The 18,723-nt window shown below is 36.3% G+C and carries 11 protein-coding genes; all 11 read left to right on the forward strand.

Features of this window, described 5'->3' with window-relative positions:
* Positions 1 to 4 precede the first annotated feature (4 nt).
* The 11 genes from ruvB (at position 5) to Q0838_RS02370 (ending at position 18,704) form a co-directional block, all read left to right on the forward strand.
* Entirely contained in the window at positions 5 to 1,030 is a 1,026-nt protein-coding gene (ruvB, locus tag Q0838_RS02320) for a Holliday junction branch migration DNA helicase RuvB (RefSeq protein WP_298950784.1), read from the forward strand.
* Positions 1,031 to 1,033: 3 nt separating this feature from the next.
* Positions 1,034 to 2,386 carry a cytochrome P450 gene (locus Q0838_RS02325; RefSeq protein ID WP_298950785.1) on the forward strand — a complete coding sequence of 451 codons (1,353 nt, stop codon included), beginning with the start codon at positions 1,034 to 1,036 and terminating at the stop codon, positions 2,384 to 2,386.
* A 165-nt stretch (positions 2,387 to 2,551) separates the two neighbouring features.
* Positions 2,552 to 4,840: an NADP-dependent malic enzyme gene (locus Q0838_RS02330; protein ID WP_298950787.1), complete on the forward strand. Its 2,289-nt coding sequence runs from the start codon at positions 2,552 to 2,554 to the stop codon at positions 4,838 to 4,840.
* A gap of 57 nt (positions 4,841 to 4,897) precedes the next feature.
* A complete protein-coding gene (gene ruvA, locus Q0838_RS02335; protein ID WP_298950789.1) occupies positions 4,898 to 5,479 on the forward strand; it encodes a Holliday junction branch migration protein RuvA in 582 nt (193 codons plus the stop codon).
* A 45-nt stretch (positions 5,480 to 5,524) separates the two neighbouring features.
* Positions 5,525 to 12,751 carry a cell surface protein SprA gene (gene sprA / locus Q0838_RS02340; RefSeq protein ID WP_298950790.1) on the forward strand — a complete coding sequence of 2,409 codons (7,227 nt, stop codon included), beginning with the start codon at positions 5,525 to 5,527 and terminating at the stop codon, positions 12,749 to 12,751.
* 86 nt (positions 12,752 to 12,837) lie between these two features.
* Complete coding sequence (gene gcvH, locus Q0838_RS02345) at positions 12,838 to 13,215, forward strand: glycine cleavage system protein GcvH (protein ID WP_298950792.1); 378 nt, start codon at positions 12,838 to 12,840, stop codon at positions 13,213 to 13,215.
* Entirely contained in the window at positions 13,215 to 13,640 is a 426-nt protein-coding gene (locus Q0838_RS02350; protein ID WP_298950793.1) for a VanZ family protein, read from the forward strand. Before gcvH ends, Q0838_RS02350 begins: the two co-directional genes overlap by 1 nt.
* 55 nt (positions 13,641 to 13,695) lie before the next feature.
* Entirely contained in the window at positions 13,696 to 14,424 is a 729-nt protein-coding gene (locus Q0838_RS02355; protein ID WP_298950795.1) for an energy transducer TonB, read from the forward strand.
* Positions 14,425 to 14,527: 103 nt separating this feature from the next.
* Complete coding sequence (locus Q0838_RS02360; protein WP_298950797.1) at positions 14,528 to 15,355, forward strand: energy transducer TonB; 828 nt, start codon at positions 14,528 to 14,530, stop codon at positions 15,353 to 15,355.
* Positions 15,356 to 15,458: 103 nt separating this feature from the next.
* Entirely contained in the window at positions 15,459 to 17,573 is a 2,115-nt protein-coding gene (locus Q0838_RS02365) for a hypothetical protein (RefSeq protein ID WP_298950799.1), read from the forward strand.
* A gap of 429 nt (positions 17,574 to 18,002) precedes the next feature.
* Positions 18,003 to 18,704, forward strand: coding sequence for a zinc metallopeptidase (locus tag Q0838_RS02370; RefSeq protein ID WP_298950801.1), 702 nt, complete (start codon positions 18,003 to 18,005; stop codon positions 18,702 to 18,704).
* Positions 18,705 to 18,723: the final 19 nt, after the last annotated feature.

An 18,723-nucleotide genomic window follows, 5' to 3' on the forward strand; every position in this document is an offset into this window, starting at 1 on the left:
GTATATGAATGAAAATCTAGATCCTAACGGAAGTCATTTTTCTAACGAAGAGCATGACGTAGATAGAGCACTACGTCCTTTATCCTTTGACGATTTTGCAGGCCAAGATCAGGTGTTGGAAAATTTAAAAATATTTGTTGCAGCTGCAAATGGTCGTGTAGAAGCACTGGACCATACTCTTTTTCATGGTCCTCCAGGATTAGGTAAAACAACACTAGCCCATATTTTAGCAAATGAGCTCGGTGTAGGAATTAAAGTAACCTCTGGTCCTGTTTTAGATAAGCCAGGAGATCTTGCTGGTTTACTTACTAATCTAGATGAGAGAGATGTTTTGTTTATTGATGAGATTCATAGATTAAGCCCTATTGTAGAGGAATATCTTTATAGTGCTATGGAGGACTATAAGATTGATATTATGATCGAGACAGGTCCTAATGCTCGTACTGTACAGATAAACCTTGCTCCATTTACATTAATAGGTGCTACAACTAGGTCAGGACTTCTTACTGCGCCTATGAGGGCTAGATTTGGGATTGCCTCCAGATTACAATATTATACTACTGAGCTTTTATCTACTATCGTTATACGTAGTGCCGAAATCCTTAAAATGCCCATAGATCATGATGCTGCTATTGAGATTGCTGGGCGTAGTCGTGGTACTCCTCGTATTGCAAATGCCTTGTTACGTAGAGTTCGTGATTTTGCGCAAATTAAGGGCGATGGGAGAATAGACATGAAAATTTCTAAATATGCTCTAGAAGCGCTTAATGTAGACGCTCATGGTCTAGATGAAATGGATAATAAGATTCTAACCACTATAATCGATAAATTTAAGGGTGGTCCTGTTGGTATTACTACTTTATCAACCGCTGTATCAGAAAGTGCTGAAACCATTGAAGAAGTTTATGAACCTTTTTTAATACAACAAGGCTTTATTATTAGGACTCCTAGAGGTCGAGAAGTCACAGAAAATGCCTACAAGCACTTAGGACGTAATAAGTTGAATAGTATAGGTGGTTTATTTGAATAACCCATGAGAAAGATAGAACAAATACCGGCGCTTACTTTTCTTTCTAAATCTCTGGAGATTTATAAGGATCCGTTACCATTTCACAGAGAAAATTTTCATAAATATGGGAATACCTTTAAGTTAAGTCCTAAGCCCGGTCTTATGATCCATTTTACTTGTGATGAAAAGCTAACCCAACACATACTTCAAAAAAATCAAAAGAATTTTCATAAGTCCTCTTTACAAACAGATGATTTAGGTAAGTACATAGGTCACGGTTTGCTAACTGAAAACGGTGAGAAATGGAAAGCTAATAGAAAATTAATACAGCCTGCCTTTTATAAAAAATCCATAGCCCTGCTTATGCAAACTATGGATGCGGTTATTAATGAAGAGTTAGATCGTATTGAAGTAGATAAGATAACTGATGTGTACTCCATATGTAATGACCTTGCTTTTAAAGTGGTAGCACGTAGTCTCTTTGACTTAAATGATATTGATGATCTGGATAAAAAAATAAATCGGCTACAGGAGATAACAGAGCATGCACAAAAAATGCTTATTAAAGAATTGCGTATCCCATGGATGAAATGGTATTTTGATAGAGAATGGTTATCAGGGCAAAACAGTATTCCTCATGCGCTATCAGAAATAGAAGAAGCGCGCAATTTATTACTAGCAATCATAAAAAACAGACGTCTCAGCGATAAAGAACCTGGAGATTTATTAGATATGTTGCTTCATAGCACCTATGAAGATGGTTCTTATATGAAGGACGATCAGTTAGTAGACGAGATTCTCGTGCTATTTATAGCTGGTCATGAGACTACGGCAAATGCATTGAGCTTTGCTACGCAATTGCTCGCCCATCACCCAGAGACTATAATAAAAGCAAGACTAGAATTGGGAGATCTTGATGTGGAAAACCTCCTGCCTGGACTTATGAAAATGCCGTACCTAAAACAGTGTGTAGAAGAAACATTACGTCTTTATCCGCCGGCATATGTGACAGATCGTGTAGCGCTAGAGTCAGATAGGTGTGAGGATATAGTAATAGAAAAGGGTAGTATATGGTTGATTTCTTTTTATGAAATGCACCGCCGCAAAGATTTATGGGACGCACCAGATCAATTTGATCCAGACCGTTTTATGTCTGATAAGGCAAAGAAGTATAGAGAATTTTATTTCCCCTTCGGTGCCGGACCTCGCATGTGTGTAGGGAATAATTTTGCCATGTTTGAAATGATACTGGTCCTAGCGAGAATGTTAGAACGTTTTGATATAAAACCAGTTAACGATGTTATTGAATACCATCCTTTAATTACATTAAAACCTAAAAATGCACAGCTTATATTTAGTAAAAGATCTGGAAATTAAAAAGGTGCTTTGTTTGATTCCGCTTTCGCGAAAGCGAGAAAATGAACCTTTCCATAACTACAATATAATTAAAGTCTAGTAAGGAAAGTACAATATTAGCCACTTCTCAAATGCATAGTGAAACATAAGCGCTATCTTTGTTTTACGAAAAATTCTATCGGATTTATGAGTGAAGAAAGTAAAAGAAGAGAGGCGCTAATATATCATGCAAAGCCTACACCAGGAAAAATAAAAGTAGTACCTACTAAGAAATATAGCAGTCAGAGAGATCTAGCACTGGCTTATAGCCCTGGGGTGGCAGAGCCTTGTCTAGAAATTGCAAAGGATAAAGCAAACGTTTACAAGTACACGACAAAGGGAAATCTAGTCGCTGTAATTTCTAATGGTACTGCTGTTTTAGGTCTAGGAGATATAGGTCCAGAAGCCTCTAAGCCAGTAATGGAAGGAAAAGGATTGCTTTTTAAAATATTTGCAGATCTGGATTGTTTTGATATAGAGGTAGATACTAAGAATGTAGAAGAATTTATTCAAACGGTTAAAAATATATCGCCTACCTTCGGAGGGATAAACCTAGAAGATATAAAAGCTCCAGAGGCTTTTGAAATAGAAAGAAGATTAAAAGAAGAGCTGGATATTCCGGTAATGCATGATGACCAGCATGGTACAGCTATCATATCTAGTGCAGCGCTTTTAAATGCATTAGAACTAGCTGGTAAGAAAATCGAAGAGGTAAAAATTGTGATTTCTGGTGCTGGTAGCGCAGCCATCTCATGCACTAGTTTATATGTAACACTAGGTGCAAAAAAAGAAAACATCATGATGTTTGATGTGGATGGTCTTATTACAAAGGATAGGGTAAATCTAGGAAACGAGCAAATGCAGTTTGCTACTGATAAGCCTAAGGTAGATCTAAGAGCGGCTCTCAAAAATGCTGATGTATTCCTAGGTCTTTCTGTAGGAAATATAGTAGATGGAGATATGTTAAAATCCATGAATGAGTCGCCTATCGTGTTTGCAATGGCAAATCCTACTCCAGAAATAGATTATGACCTCGCTATGGCCTCTCGAGAAGATATCATTATGGCTACTGGGAGGAGCGACCATCCTAACCAGGTAAATAATGTTCTAGGGTTTCCGTTCATTTTTAGAGGTGCGCTAGATGTTAGAGCTACTAAAATTAATGAAGAGATGAAAATGGCAGCTACTAAAGCTATCGCACAACTAGCTAAAGAGCCTGTTCCAGAACAAGTGAATATCGCATATGGAGAGTTGAAAATTGCTTTCGGTAGAGATTATATTATTCCTAAACCATTTGACCCTAGATTGATAGCTACTATCCCGCCAGCGGTAGCTAGAGCAGCTATGGAAAGTGGAGTAGCAAAAGAACCTATTACTGACTGGGATAAGTACGAGGAGCAATTGCTTAGCCGCATGGGATCTGATAATAAGTTAGTACGTCTACTGCTTAACCGTGCTAGAATTAATCCTAAGAGAATCGTATTTGCCGAGGCAGATAATATAGATGTTCTTAAAGCTGCACAAATCGTGTTAGAAGAAGGTATCGCTATTCCTATTCTTTTAGGACGTCGCGATATGATTGAAGAACTTATGGAAGACATAGGCTTTGATCAAGATTGTTTAATTATAGACCCTAAGTCTGACGAGGAGAAAGCACGTAGAGATAGATATGCGCAGGAATTTTGGAAACTAAGAAAAAGAAAAGGAATTACAGAATTTGATGCTGGTAAAACCGTTAGACAGCGCAATTACTTTGCTGCAATGATGGTAAAACTAGGTGATGCAGATGCATTAATCACTGGTGTAGCGCAATCTTATCCCATTTCTGTAAGACCTATGATGGAGATTATAGGAAAAGCACCTGGTGTGGATAAAATAGCAACGACTAATTTAATGATTACCGCAAGAGGCCCATTATTTGTGTCAGATACTTCTATAAATATTAATCCAGATGCGTCAGAGCTTGCAAAAATCGCGCAAATGACTGGTCGCACGGCCAGCATGTTCGGAGTCTCGCCAGTGATAGCGATGACCTCTTACGCTAACTTTGGATCTTCTTCTCACCCACATGCGACTAAGGTTACAGACGCCGTTAAGTACTTACATCAGTACTATCCAGATCTAGTTGTAGATGGAGAATTGCAAACAGATTTTGCCCTTAATGCAGATTTGTTGCAAAGCAAGTTTCCGTTCTCAAAACTAGCTGGTAAAAAAGTAAATACACTTATTTTTCCTAATCTAGAAAGTGCTAATAGTACTTATAAAATGCTTAAAGAGCTCAATAATATCGACTCGATAGGTCCTATCATGATGGGTATGCAAAAACCAGTTCATATACTTCAGTTAGGAGCAAGTGTAGATGAAATAGTAAATATGTCTGCGGTCGCAGTTATCGATGCACAACAAAAAGAAAAGCACGCTAATAGGAAAGAGTAATACCCCAATTAGTAGGGTATATTTTATTACATTTGATTTCTTAAAAACTGTTAATTAATGATTGCGCAACTTCAAGGAAAACTGGTGGAAAAAAATATGACCGATGTGGTTATAGATTGTGGTGGTGTAGGTTATCTAGTAGAGATATCTCTTCACACTTATTCTTTAATTCCAGAAGGAGAACTAATTAAATTGTTTACTTATCAACTAATTAGAGAAGATGCGCACCGTTTGTTCGGTTTTATAGAAAAAACAGAGAGAGAAGTTTTTAAATTATTACTCTCTGTTTCTGGTATAGGAGCAAATACCGCTAGGACGATGTTGTCTAGTCTGGACCCTAATCAAATTGCGCAGGCTATAGCTTCTGGTGACGTGAGAACTATTCAAAGTGTTAAGGGAATAGGAGCAAAGGGAGCGCAGAGAGTTATTCTAGATTTAAAAGATAAAATTCTACAAGTGCTCGATAACCCACAATTAACAGTTGTGGCAAGCAATACTGGAAGAGAAGAAGCGTTATCTGCATTAGAAACCTTAGGATATATGCGCAAACAAGCACAAAAAGTGGTGGATAAAATTTTATCAAACCAGCCAGATGCTACTACAGAGCAACTTATAAAACAAGCACTTAAACAATTATAGGATTTGAGATACAGTAATAATCACTTAAGGGCTTTTGTCTTTCTTTTGTCTTTATTTGTTTTCGCTTTCGCGAAAGCGCAACAACCAACAACGACTCCACAAGATTCTGTCAGAACAGGTGCAAGAATAGGTAGGTTGAGTTTACCTAACCCACCCAGTATAGTTACTCTGTACACTTATGACGCAAATCTAGATCGTTATGTGTATTCTAGTAGTTTTAATGGATATAACATAGATTTTCCTTTTATACTTACCAGAGAGCAATATCTAGATCGTGTTCTCAAAGAGCAAATGTCAGATTATTTTAAGGAAAAGGCGGCTGCGATAGCTGGAAGAACAGAAGAGGATAAAGAAAAGCAAAAAGATTTATTACCTAATTTTTATGTAAATTCAGAATTATTTGCATCTATTTTTGGAGGTACAGAGATCGATGTGGATCCACAAGGATCTGTAGAAGTGGATTTAGGATTGCTTTTCAATAGGTCTGATAATCCTAGTTTTTCCCCTAGAAATAGACAGAATTTAACCTTTGATTTTAATCAACGTATTAATTTAAGTCTTCTAGGTAAAGTAGGTACAAGATTACAAGTAAACGCAAATTATGATACACAAAGTACGTTTAATTTTCAGAACCAAATAAAATTAGATTACACCCCTACAGAAGATGACATACTACAAAGTATAGAAGTAGGTAACGTATCCATGCCACTTAACTCTCAATTGATACGTGGGGCACAAAGTCTATTCGGTATCAAGACAGAGTTGCAGTTCGGTAAAACTAGGATAACAGCTGTGTTTTCAGAGCAGCAGTCAGAATCCACTACAGTACAAGCTGCTGGTGGTGCAACCCTTAATGATTTTGACTTTTTCTCACTAGATTATGATGAGAACAGGCATTATTTTTTATCACATTATTTTAGAGATAATTACGACTCTTCTTTAGAAAATTACCCTTTCATAAATAATAACATTCAGATTACACGTGCTGAAGTGTGGATTACAAACAGAGGTAATAGCACTCAAGATGTCCGTAACCTAGTTGCTATACAAGATATAGGAGAAGCAGATCCAGATAATATAGGTCTAGGCACACGACCAGGGAATTTTATCAATGTAGCTACAAATAGTTTTCCTGATAATGAAAATAACGACTTTAATCCAGAAGGTATTAATGGCGGTGGTCAGACTATTTTAAATTCGCAAATTAGAGAAATTGCAACCGCTCAATCAGGTTTCGGTAATGCTACGGTTAATGAAGGTTTTGATTATGTGACCTTAGAAAATGCGCGTAAACTTACCGCTCAAGAATACACTTTAAATACCCAGCTGGGTTATATTTCATTAAGACAGCGTTTAAATAATGACGAGGTTCTCGCAGTTGCTTTTCAATATACGGTAGGTGGAGAGGTGTATCAAGTAGGTGAATTTGCAAATGATGGTGTGGTAGCCACAGATGTTGTTCAAAATACAAATCTTAATCAACCAGCTGTAAATAATCAAAGTCTCGTTGTTAAACTTCTCAAAAGTAATCTGACTAACGTCAGTCAGCCTATTTGGGATTTAATGATGAAAAATATCTATAATTTGGGTGGTTTTCAATTAACTCAAGAAGATTTTAAATTAAATATATTTTATCAATATCCGCCAGAGTTAAATTACATCACCGCTGCAGAAAGTGTGCCGGCAGACCCTATCAACGGTATCCCAGCAAGGCCAGCGGTCGCTCTACCAGATGATGTAGATCAAACTACTTTAATCAGAGTATTTAATCTGGACAGATTAAATCAACAAGGTGACCCACAACCGCAGGGAGATGGGTTTTTTGATTTTTTACCAGGTATTACTATAGATGCAGAGAATGGACGGATTATTTTTACAACCGTAGAACCTTTTGGAAGTCATTTATTTAATAAACTAGACAATACTCCAGGGACTGGAGACGAAGATTATACAGATCCATCCACCTATAATGCAAATCAAGAACAGTACGTATATCGTGAGATGTACCGAAGTACAAAAGCACAAGCATTACAAAGCGCCGATAAAAATAAATACTTAATAAAAGGGGAATACAAATCTACTGGTCAGGAAGGGATTCCGTTAGGTGGTTTTAATGTTCCTAGAGGTTCTGTAACGGTAACTGCTGGCGGTAGGACACTTCAAGAAGGTATCGATTATACGGTAGATTATCAACTAGGTCGTGTGATTATTCTAGACCAGGCATTGCTTAATTCTAATACACCTATTCAGGTCTCTACAGAGAGTAATACTGTTTTTAATCAACAAACAAAACGTTTTACAGGTATTAATGTAGAACATAAATTTAGTGACGACTTTATTTTAGGTGGTACTTTCTTAAACTTAAAAGAACGCCCTATTACCCAAAAGTCTACTTATGGATTTGAGCCTATTAATAATACCATCATAGGAGCAAATTTCTTATACAATACTGAAGTTCCTTTCTTAACTAGACTTGCTAATAAACTTCCTAACGTAGATACAGACGTTGCCTCAAACTTATCATTGAGAGGAGAAGTTGCTTACCTTTTTCCGGGCTCTCCAGCTGGAGATAATTTTGGAGGTAGAGCGGCAGCTTATGTAGATGATTTTGAAGGATCTCAAACTACCATAGATATTTTAAGTCCGTTTGCATGGTCACTAGCCAGTGTTCCACAAGCCTTTGAAGGAGCTGGAAGTACGGCAAATCAATTAGCATACAACTTCAGCCGTGCAAAAATGGCTTGGTATTCCATTGACCCTATTTTTTATGGAAATCAGCGTCCAGCAGGTATAACAGATCAAGATGTTTCTGATTATAGGTCAAGACGTGTTTTTGTAGATGAGATATTTCCTAATACAGATTTGCAACAAGGTCAGCAGCAGGTGATCAATACTTTGGATCTTTCCTATTATCCTAGTGAGCGTGGACAGTACAATTACAATCCACAGGCGGCTGGAACTAATGTACTTCCTAATCCAGAAGATAACTGGGGTGGTATTATGCGTCAGTTTTCTAGTACAGATTTTGAGCAAACTAATGTAGAGTATATTCAGTTTTGGGTAATGGATCCATTCTATGCTCAAGATCCAGCAGTAAATGCTGGTCAGACTCCATTTGCTGATAATAGTGGAACTATTTCAATTAACTTAGGAAGTATTTCTGAAGATATTTTAAAGGATAATAGAAAACAGTTTGAAAATGGATTACCTGATGATGGTGGTACAGCACTTACTACCAGTACTGCTTATGGAAAAACACCAGTAAATCAATCCTTAGTTTATGCTTTTGATACCGATGGTGCCGAAAGAGATAATCAAGATATAGGACTGGATGGTTATAGTGATAATGAAGAACTTGCTGATTTCCCAACCTTTGGACCTATTGATCCTGCAGGAGATAACTATGAGTTTTTTGTAGCCGCAAGTGGTGATATTCCTAATAGATATAGAAATTATAATGGAACTGAAGGAAATTCACCTACCACGGTTTCTCAAGATGATAGAGGTTCTACTACGTTGCCAGATGTAGAAGACATTAACCGTGATAACACGATGAATACCATCGATAGTTATTATGAATATGATATCGATTTTAGAAATGTAGGTAACCGACTGGTTAGTGAATATATATATGATGAAGTTCCAGTAAATGGAACAAATCCAGATGGAAGTCCGTTTAGTACACGATGGGTTCAATTAAGAGTTCCACTTAATGATCCAGATCGTGAAGAAATAGGTGGTATCGCAGACTTTAGAGCCATACGTTTTATGAGAATGTATCTTTCTGATTTTGAAGAAGATATTATTATGAGGTTTGGTTCTCTGGATTTAGTTAGAGGTGATTACCGTCAATACACACAAAATTTAAGCGAGGATAATCTACCTCAAAACCCTAATTCTGTTTTTGAAGTTCAAGGAGTTAACATTGAAAACAATCAATCTCGAGAGCCCGTAGGTTATGATTTGCCACCAGGAGTAGTTCGTGAAGAGTTAAGAACTCAGAATCAAAATATTAGACAAAATGAACAATCTCTTGCTTTGAGAGTTAGAGATCTAGAATCACAAGGAGCAAGGGCTGTATTTAAAAATATCAGGATTGATATGAGACAGTACGAAGATTTAGAAATGTTCGTTCATGTAGACCATGGTAATTTTCCTGATAGGACGATAGAAGATCAAGAGTTAGAAGCTTTTGTAAGATTAGGGGTAGATTTTACTCAAAACTATTATGAAGTAAGATTGCCATTAACGGTTACAGATCAAGGTATTGGACTTTCTAGAGAACAAGTATGGCCCGAGGAGAATAATTTTAAAATTAGCTTAGAGCTATTACAAGAAATAAAATCTAGAGTTTTAGGTAATTCTTCATTATTAGTAAGTGATCTTAATTTATTTACAGAATCTTCTTTAGGTAATACGGTTAGTGGACCTAATGAGCATACTTATGGTATTAAAGGAAACCCTAATTATGGAGACATAAGATCTTTAATGATAGGTGTAAGAAATGCATCTGGAGATTTAGTGAGTGGAGAGGTGTGGTTCAATGAAATGCGTCTCTCTGGTTTAAAAAATCAAGGTGGTTATGCGGCTGTAATGAATGTGGATGCAAACATTGCCGACTTTGCCAGTGTGAGTGCGACAGGTAGAAGAAGTACCATTGGTTTTGGATCTATTGAGCAAGGCCCACAAGAACGTAGTCGCGAAAACCTTACTCAATATGATGTAACCACTAACATAAGCCTAGGTAAACTATTACCTCCTAAATGGGGCGTTTCTTTACCGTTTTCTTACAGTCTGGGAGAGGAAACTATAACGCCACAATTTGATCCACAATTTGAAGACATAGAAATAGAAACCAGACTGGATAATGCTGTAAATGATGCAGAGCGAGATGCCATCAGAGAACAGTCAGAAGATTATACAAAAAGGCAAAGTATTAACCTGATAGGAGTACGTAAAGAACGCACTGGAGATTCAAAACCTATGCCTTATGATATTGAGAATTTCACTTTTTCTGGTTCTTACAATCAGACAGATCAACGCAATTTTGAAGTAGAGAAATTTCAAGATCAATCGGTTAATGTAGGCGGTACTTATAATTATGCTTTTCCTAAGGCAGAGTTAGAGCCATTTAAAAACGCGGCATGGTTAAATAATTCCTATTTAAAATTTATTAAGGATCTGAATTTTAATCCACTGCCTAATAATTTTTCGACAGGATTAAATGTTTTGAGACAGTTCAATACTCAGAAATTTAGAGATTTACAATTAGATTCTAATCCGGTAGATTTAAATAACGATGGAGAGCCAGATGCGCAAAATATAACTATTGCGCCGCTTACTAACCGTAATTTTACTATGAATCATCAGTATGCTATCAATTGGGATTTAACAAAATCACTACAAATTAATCTATCGGCAAATAGTGATCGATTGATACGTGATTATGTGAATGAAGACGAAACTATTGATGAGAACTATACTGTTTGGACCGATTTCTTTGACGAGGGTATTCCTAACTCGCACTCTCAACAATTGCAACTTACTTATAAATTGCCATTTGATAAGTTTCCTTTTCTCGCTTTCGCGAAAGCGAACTACACATACACATCTAACTTTAACTGGACACGTAACCAGCAACAGTTTGCACAGCTAGATGGTATTCCTGATTTAGGGAACTCTATTCAGAATGCTAACACACATCGCATAAATGGAACACTCGATTTAGATAAATTATATAAATACGTAGGTTTAGAAAAAAAGAAATTTGGTTTACAGGCAAATAAAAATGCTAGATCGAGAACCAGATCGAGAACCCCTAGACCTAACGAGGTTGCTCAAAATGATAAGAAAAATAAGACTCCAAAAAAGAATGTTGCTAATAAAGCATACAACACACTTATAGGGGTTCTTACATCTGTGAAACGTGCTCAAATAAATTATCAGGAAACTAACGGTATATTTCTACCAGGATATACTCCAGACATAGGGTTTATCGGTACGTTAAAACCTACTTCAGGTTTTGTATTCGGTAGTCAGGCAGAGGTGCGTGACCTTGCCGCAAGACGTGGATGGTTAACTTTATACCAAGATTTTAACCAGCAGTATAGTGAAGTAGAGACGCGTCAGTTAGAATTTAACTTTAAAGTAGATCTATTAAAGGACTTATCTATAGATATAGTAGGTAATCGTGCTTATCAAGAAAATTATACAGAGAATTACAGGATCAATACTAACGTTAATTCGGGAGAACTTACCTATCAATCTTTAACTGATAACACCTTTGGTAATTTTAATATTACTAACTTGATGATAGGTACTGCTTTCCAAAAAAGTACTATTGAAGATTCAGAAACATTTGATAATTTTAGAAGTAATAGACTTACTGTGGCAGACAGGCTGGCAACTAGTTTTTATGGAAATAGCACCTTTGGGCGTGATGGAGATGGGTATCCATTAGGTTTTTCTAGAAATAGTCAACAAGTATTACTACCAGCATTTCTTGCAGCATATGAAGGTAGAGATGTAGAAAAACAAGATTCTAATGCTTTTAGAAATATTCCATTGCCTAACTGGACCGTTAAGTATACTGGTTTGATGAATTTAAAGTGGTTTAAAAAGAATTTCCGTAGATTCTCTATTAATCATGGATATCGCTCTAGTTATACGATTAATCAATTTCAGACTAACCTAGATTTTACTGCAGGAGATAGCGCATTTGCCTATGTTGATCAAGGAGATGCTTTAAATCAAAATGGTGATTTTAAATCAGAACGACTTTTCTTTAATATCAATCTTGCAGAGCAATTCAGTCCTTTAATTAAATTAGATTTTGAGACTAAAAATGCTTTCTCGGTTGCAGCCGAGGTACGAAGAGATAGGGCAGTATCTTTAAGCTTTGATAACAATTTACTGACTGAAATTAATGGTAATGAGTTGATTTTAGGATTAGGGTATCGTTTTAAAGATCTTAAGTTTAAAACTAACTTCGGCGGTAGGAGTAAGACCATCAAAAGTGACTTAAATTTAAGAATGGATGGCTCAGTTAGAGATAATGTTACTATAGTTAGGTATCTAGATCTAGATAATAGTCAGGCAACTGCTGGACAGACCATTTATGGGCTTAAATTTACTGCAGACTATAACTTGAGCCAGGCATTTACAGCGATATTTTATTACGATCATACATTCTCAAAGTTTGCTATTTCTACGGCATTTCCACAAGCTACCATACGTAGTGGGTTTACTTTAAGATATACATTTGGTAATTAATTAATGCATCACAAATAATTCAACTTTAAGGTTAGAATTAATAGATAGAGTTATCTTAAATTTACGTTTTTAAAAAATCATATAAAATGAATATTCCATCAGAATTAAAGTATACTAAAGATCACGAGTGGATCAAAATAGAAGGAGACGTTGCTACCATAGGTATTACTGATTTTGCACAGAGTGAGTTAGGTGATATCGTTTATGTAGAGGTAGAAACCGTAGATGAGACTCTGGATCAAGAGGAGGTTTTCGGTACGGTAGAAGCTGTTAAGACTGTTTCAGATCTTTTTCTTCCATTAACTGGAGAGATCACTGACTTTAATGAAAAGTTAGAAGATGATCCAGAACTTGTAAATTCTGACCCTTATGGAGACGGATGGATGATAAAAATGAAGTTTACAGACGCATCTCAAGTAGATGGATTATTAAGTGCTGACGCTTATAAAGAGTTAGTAGGATAATGAAAAAAGTTATTTACTGGTTAGCAGCTCCATTGTTTACTGTATTCATTACAGTAGCGTCTATGATGGCAAACCCAGCACCGCCGGTAAATATTGATAACGTAGATAAGATATACCATGCTACTGCCTATTTTATAATGGCGATCTTGTGGTATATTTTCTTTTACAGTCGTTTTCTAGGAAAGCAAAGCCTTTTGAGCTTTGGTCTTAAAACAATTTTAAAAAACTGGTCTAGAACTATTGCGATAGGAGCAAGTGCTTTGTCCTTAATTATAGGAGTTTTAATAGAATTAGGACAGGGATTTATTTCTGTAAATAGAACAATGGATACAATGGATGTACTAGCAAATATTGCTGGCATTATTATTGCAATATTATCCTTGATGATCATTGATAAATTATTTAACAAACATAAAGTTGCATAATTCTTTTGTTAGCACAAAGAATTAGTTATTTTTAACCTCTATAAATACAACCATAATGGAAGTAAAAAAATCAGAAAAAGCAGATTTACGTAAGAACATCACGCTATACGCCTTATCAGGGCTGGCGTTTATGTTGTTATTATCTTGGCAAGGACTTGAATATGAGTCTAAAACCGTGGAAATAGAAGAGGTGTTTAATGAGCCTGAAGAACTCTTTATTGAAGAGGAAATTCCGATTACTCAAATGCTAGATACTCCACCGCCACCACCGCCACCGCCACCAGCGCCAGAAGTTATCGAGGTAGTAGAGAATGAGGTAGAAATAGAAGAGGTTATTATTGAAGATACAGAAACTGATGAACAAGAAGAGATCGTTGAGATCGATGAAGTTGCTGAAGAAGTAGGTGTTGAAGAAGTAATTGCAGATGTTCCATTTGCGATTATCGAGAATGTACCTATTTATCCAGGTTGTGAGAGTAAAAAGAACAATGCAGATCGTAAGAAATGTATGAGTGAAAAAATCACAAAATTTGTAAATAAACAGTTCAATACTGGACTTGCAAATGATTTAGGTCTAGAAGGAAGACAGAAAATTTCTGTTCAATTTAAGATTGATTCTAAAGGTAATGTGGTCGGTATTCAATCTAAAGCAAAACATCCTAAATTGCAGAGTGAGGCAGCAAGGGTGATTAATAAATTGCCTACTATGACACCAGGAATGCAAAGAGGGAAACCAGTAGGTGTGATTTATGCACTACCTATTATTTTCCAAGTGCAGGACTAATTATAGATACGTTTTTATATGTAAAATCTCAACCTTTATAGGTTGGGATTTTTTTTTGGTACGTTTCTTGATTTCTCTCTGAAATAACATAAAACCATTGATTATGAACATTTCAAATGAGAAGAGGGATGCTGCAACATCTCAAAACACTCGCCGTGAAGATAAAAAAGCGGCAAACACAAAGGTCAATCCCATCGTTAATTTTCAAATAGGTCTCATAGCTGCATTAGTAGCTGCGTTTCTTATCATAGAATTAACGACTGAGGTTCCTCTAGCTGTAAATCCTATAGCAACAACTATTTCTATAGAACATGGAGAAACAAACATGGACGCAGTTAGAATTATTCCTAATAACCCTCCAAAGCCTGTAGTTGAAAAAGCGCAAGAGCCTAAAGTAAAAATACCTAAGGTAGACCCTAATAAGCCGCTTAAGGTTATCGAGAATGACCAACCAGATGTTCCAGAACATAATAAAGAGCCTGTAGATGCTATGGTGAGCAATCCTACAGAAACTCCTACTGCAGCTACTAAGACAGGTACTAATGACACGCCAGTAAGCAAGCCATCTGGACCTTCTATAATAGCAGCATTACATGAAGTACCGTTGTTTCCTGGTTGTAGCTCGAGAATGGATAGTAAGGAACGTATAGAATGTCTCAATAAAAAAATGGGTCGATTTATTCAAAGAAAATTTGACACTAGTTTAGGTAATGACTTGAACGAGGATGGTATGGTTAAAATAGCTGTACAGTTTACCATAGGTGTAGATGGATTGCCCAAAGATATTTTAGTAAAAGCGCCTAATAAAGATCTAGAAGAAGAGGCGTATAATGTGATCTCTAGGTTGCCTAAAATGACTCCTGGTAAGATAGATAATGCTGCGGTAAATGTGACTTATGCATTACCTATAAGATTTCAATTGCGCGATTAGTAACTTAACTATTATATGATTTTTAAAAGCCATGAATTTTCATGGCTTTTCTATTTTTGGCACAGTAGGTAAAACAAGTATATTTGTCACTTATCAAGTAATTATGAAATTTTTATATACTTTACTCTTTCTTACATTTTCAAGCGCATTATTTGCTCAGTCTGATATAGAGCGGTTTCCGGTTTTTGAAAATTGTAAAGGTAAAACTAGCAGGCAGTTAGAAGACTGTTTTTATAGTGCACTTTATACTAAGCTTAAGGATAATTATCAGCATCCTATTAAAAATGATACTCTCACAGATCAATCGGTAACTATAAGATTTGAAGTGGATCGAGATGGTAAATTTGTTCTAATTAGAACAGATGCTTTTAAATCTTCTTTAAAAGAAGAGATGATTAATGCGTTTGCAAAATTACCTGTTATCGAGGCTCCTACATTTAATGGAGATGTTACCTTCATGCAGTTCATTCTTAATGTGCCGGTGCCTATGAAAGAGTCTGGTTCTTTTAAAGTATATAGCAACTCTCAGTCTAAAATAGAAAAACAAAATGAGGTTAAAAGGAAGGAAGATAGTCTCGCTTTCGCGAAAGCGAATCAAGAATACAACACCATCATTAGTGACCAGTATGATAACCATCAACTAAGGTCTGATGCAGTAATACCTCTTTCTTACCAAAGATATCATAGATATGAAGCAGCTATGAATCGTGTAGGAAATAATGCTCATACTGCTGTTAAGCCTTATACGTTTAACTATGTAGACATGTATTTTGATTTAGAAGCAGACCGCGAGTCGCTGCTCGAAGATCGCAAAACGTGGTTGGGGCGCAAGTGGCATAACGAGCATTTCTTTGAAATCGCAGGAGAAGATTATTGGGTGGTTATAGATCCAGGTGTAGACCTTCAAGTAGGTAAAGATTCTAGAGATGATGTGACTACGTATAACAACACCAGATTAGTTAATGTGAGTGGTGGAATAGGTAGTCAAATCACATTCGGCGCTAGTATACAAGAGTCTCAGGCTAGATTCCCTGGCTTTTTTGAAAGAGATGTTATTTCTAGAGCGCCAGATGGTGGTAATCCTGGTATAGTGCCAGGTAGAGGTATTGCCGAAGATGGTGGCGACAGAATATTTGATTATCCAGTAGCTACAGGTTATGTGAATTATAAGCCTAGTAAATATTTTGATTTACAACTAGGGCACGGGCAGCATTTTATAGGGGATGGGTATCGCTCATTAGTGTTAAGTGATAACTCGCAGCCTTTTCCTTATTTTAAGCTCAATGCTAAGTTCTGGAAACTAGATTATACGGTGTTATACACATCATTAAGAGATGTGCGACCTGAGGTAACCGCCGACGATTCTTTCCGTACGAAGTTCATGACACATCATTATCTAAGTTGGAATGCCACTAAGAGATTAAACTTAGGTTTCTTTGAAAGTGTTTTATGGCAAGATGATAACCAGAGAGGTTTTGATTTCAATTACTTAAATCCTGTAATCTTTTATCAAACTGTAGAATTAGAAACCGGTTCTAGAGGTGGAAATGCTTTACTAGGAATAACGGCAAAGTATAAATTGAGTGATAGAATAACAACCTATGGACAGCTAGTGCTAGATGAGTTCTCTAGAGCGTCTGTAGTGAGTGGAAATGGTAGTTTTCAAAACAAAAGTGCTTATCAACTAGGACTTAAATGGCAAAATGCTTTTAAAGTTTCTAATTTAATGATGCAATTAGAATATAACAGAGTGCGTCCATACACGTATTCTCATAACTCTGTTGTACTTAATTATGGTAATAGTAATCAAGCACTAGCCCATCCATGGGGTGCAAATTTTTATGAAACTATATTAATAGGTCGTTATACTAAAGACCGCTGGTATGGAATAGCTAAGGCAATTTATGGAGAACGTGGTTATGACATACTAACAGATGGAGATAATGCTTTTTATGGAGGTAATATTTATGGGTCAGAAGATAACCGCATCTCTGATAATGGTAATGAAACGACACAAGGTAATACATCTGATTTTTTCTATGGACATCTAGAGGCTGGTTATGTAATAAATCCTGCGAGTAGATTAAAAGTTTTTGGACAACTGATTTATCGCAGTCAGAATCCACAATTTAATAATGAAGTAGTCAGAGCTGAGAGTACGATGTGGTTAAATATAGGTTTACGCACCGATATTATGAACTGGTCATTTGATAGATAGATCTATAGTTTTAGATCTGGTATCAAACGTCTTTTATTCAGTGTGCACGTTCTGTTTATAGTGCATCGCAATGCAAGAACCGCTATATCGCCACTGTAAATTTACTTTGGGCTTTTATTATGTAGTACGATTTTCCTGTGGTTCTAGTCTTTTGTGCCATAACAGGCCTTCGTTCATGGACTGCTTTGTTAAAAAAATCTATTAGGTGTTCTAAATGCGTGTATGAGTTCTTAATCGTTCATTAAAATTAAGTCATAGAGATTTCTCTTCTCTATTTTTAAGTATGCTAGCGGCGGTATGAACGTCAACGTCGCTGTATTATAAGGAGCATCTCGGTTTTTTTAAATTCTATAGTTTATCTAAAGGGTGAAGAACTTTAAATTTAAAGGTGTAACTTTATATTCTTAAATTGAACTAAACTTTAAAAATATGATAGGCGGCGGCTTAATGGGGTATTATATTATCGGTGGTATAGTCATGCTGGTAAGTACATTGGTAAGTAAAAAACTGAAATCAAAATTTGAATATTATTCAAAATTGACTCTTAAAAACGGAATGAGTGGTGCAGAGATTGCTCAAAAAATGTTAGATGATAACGGTATCACAGATGTTAAAGTAATCTCCGTAGCTGGGCAGCTTACCGATCATTATAATCCTAGTAATAGAACGGTTAATTTAAGTGAGGTGGTTTATTCACAACGCAATGCAGCTGCAGCTGCAGTTGCCGCTCATGAAGTAGGTCATGCAATACAACATGCTACGGCTTATTCATGGATAGGTATGCGTTCTTCACTTGTTCCTATAGTTAGTATTGCATCTAAATATTCTCAATGGGTAATAATGGGTGGTGTGGCTCTTGCTGCAAGTACTTTTTTTGGTAAATGGGTATTGCTAGCAGGTATTATTATGTATGGTATGGGAACTTTATTTGCTTTTGTAACCTTGCCAGTAGAATATGATGCTAGTAACCGTGCCCTCGCCTGGTTAGAAAATGAAAGAATGCTGACGCAAGAAGAACATGCTGGCGCAAAGGATGCCTTAAAATGGGCGGCTAGGACTTACTTAGTTGCAGCGATAGGGTCACTTGCTACTTTACTTTATTTTATTTCTATCTTTTTAAGGAGGAGATGATATTTTAAAAACTAACAAA

Origin of the sequence: uncultured Nonlabens sp., assembly GCF_947495285.1 — a bacterium.
In the GTDB taxonomy this organism is placed as follows: Bacteria; Bacteroidota; Bacteroidia; order Flavobacteriales; family Flavobacteriaceae; genus Nonlabens.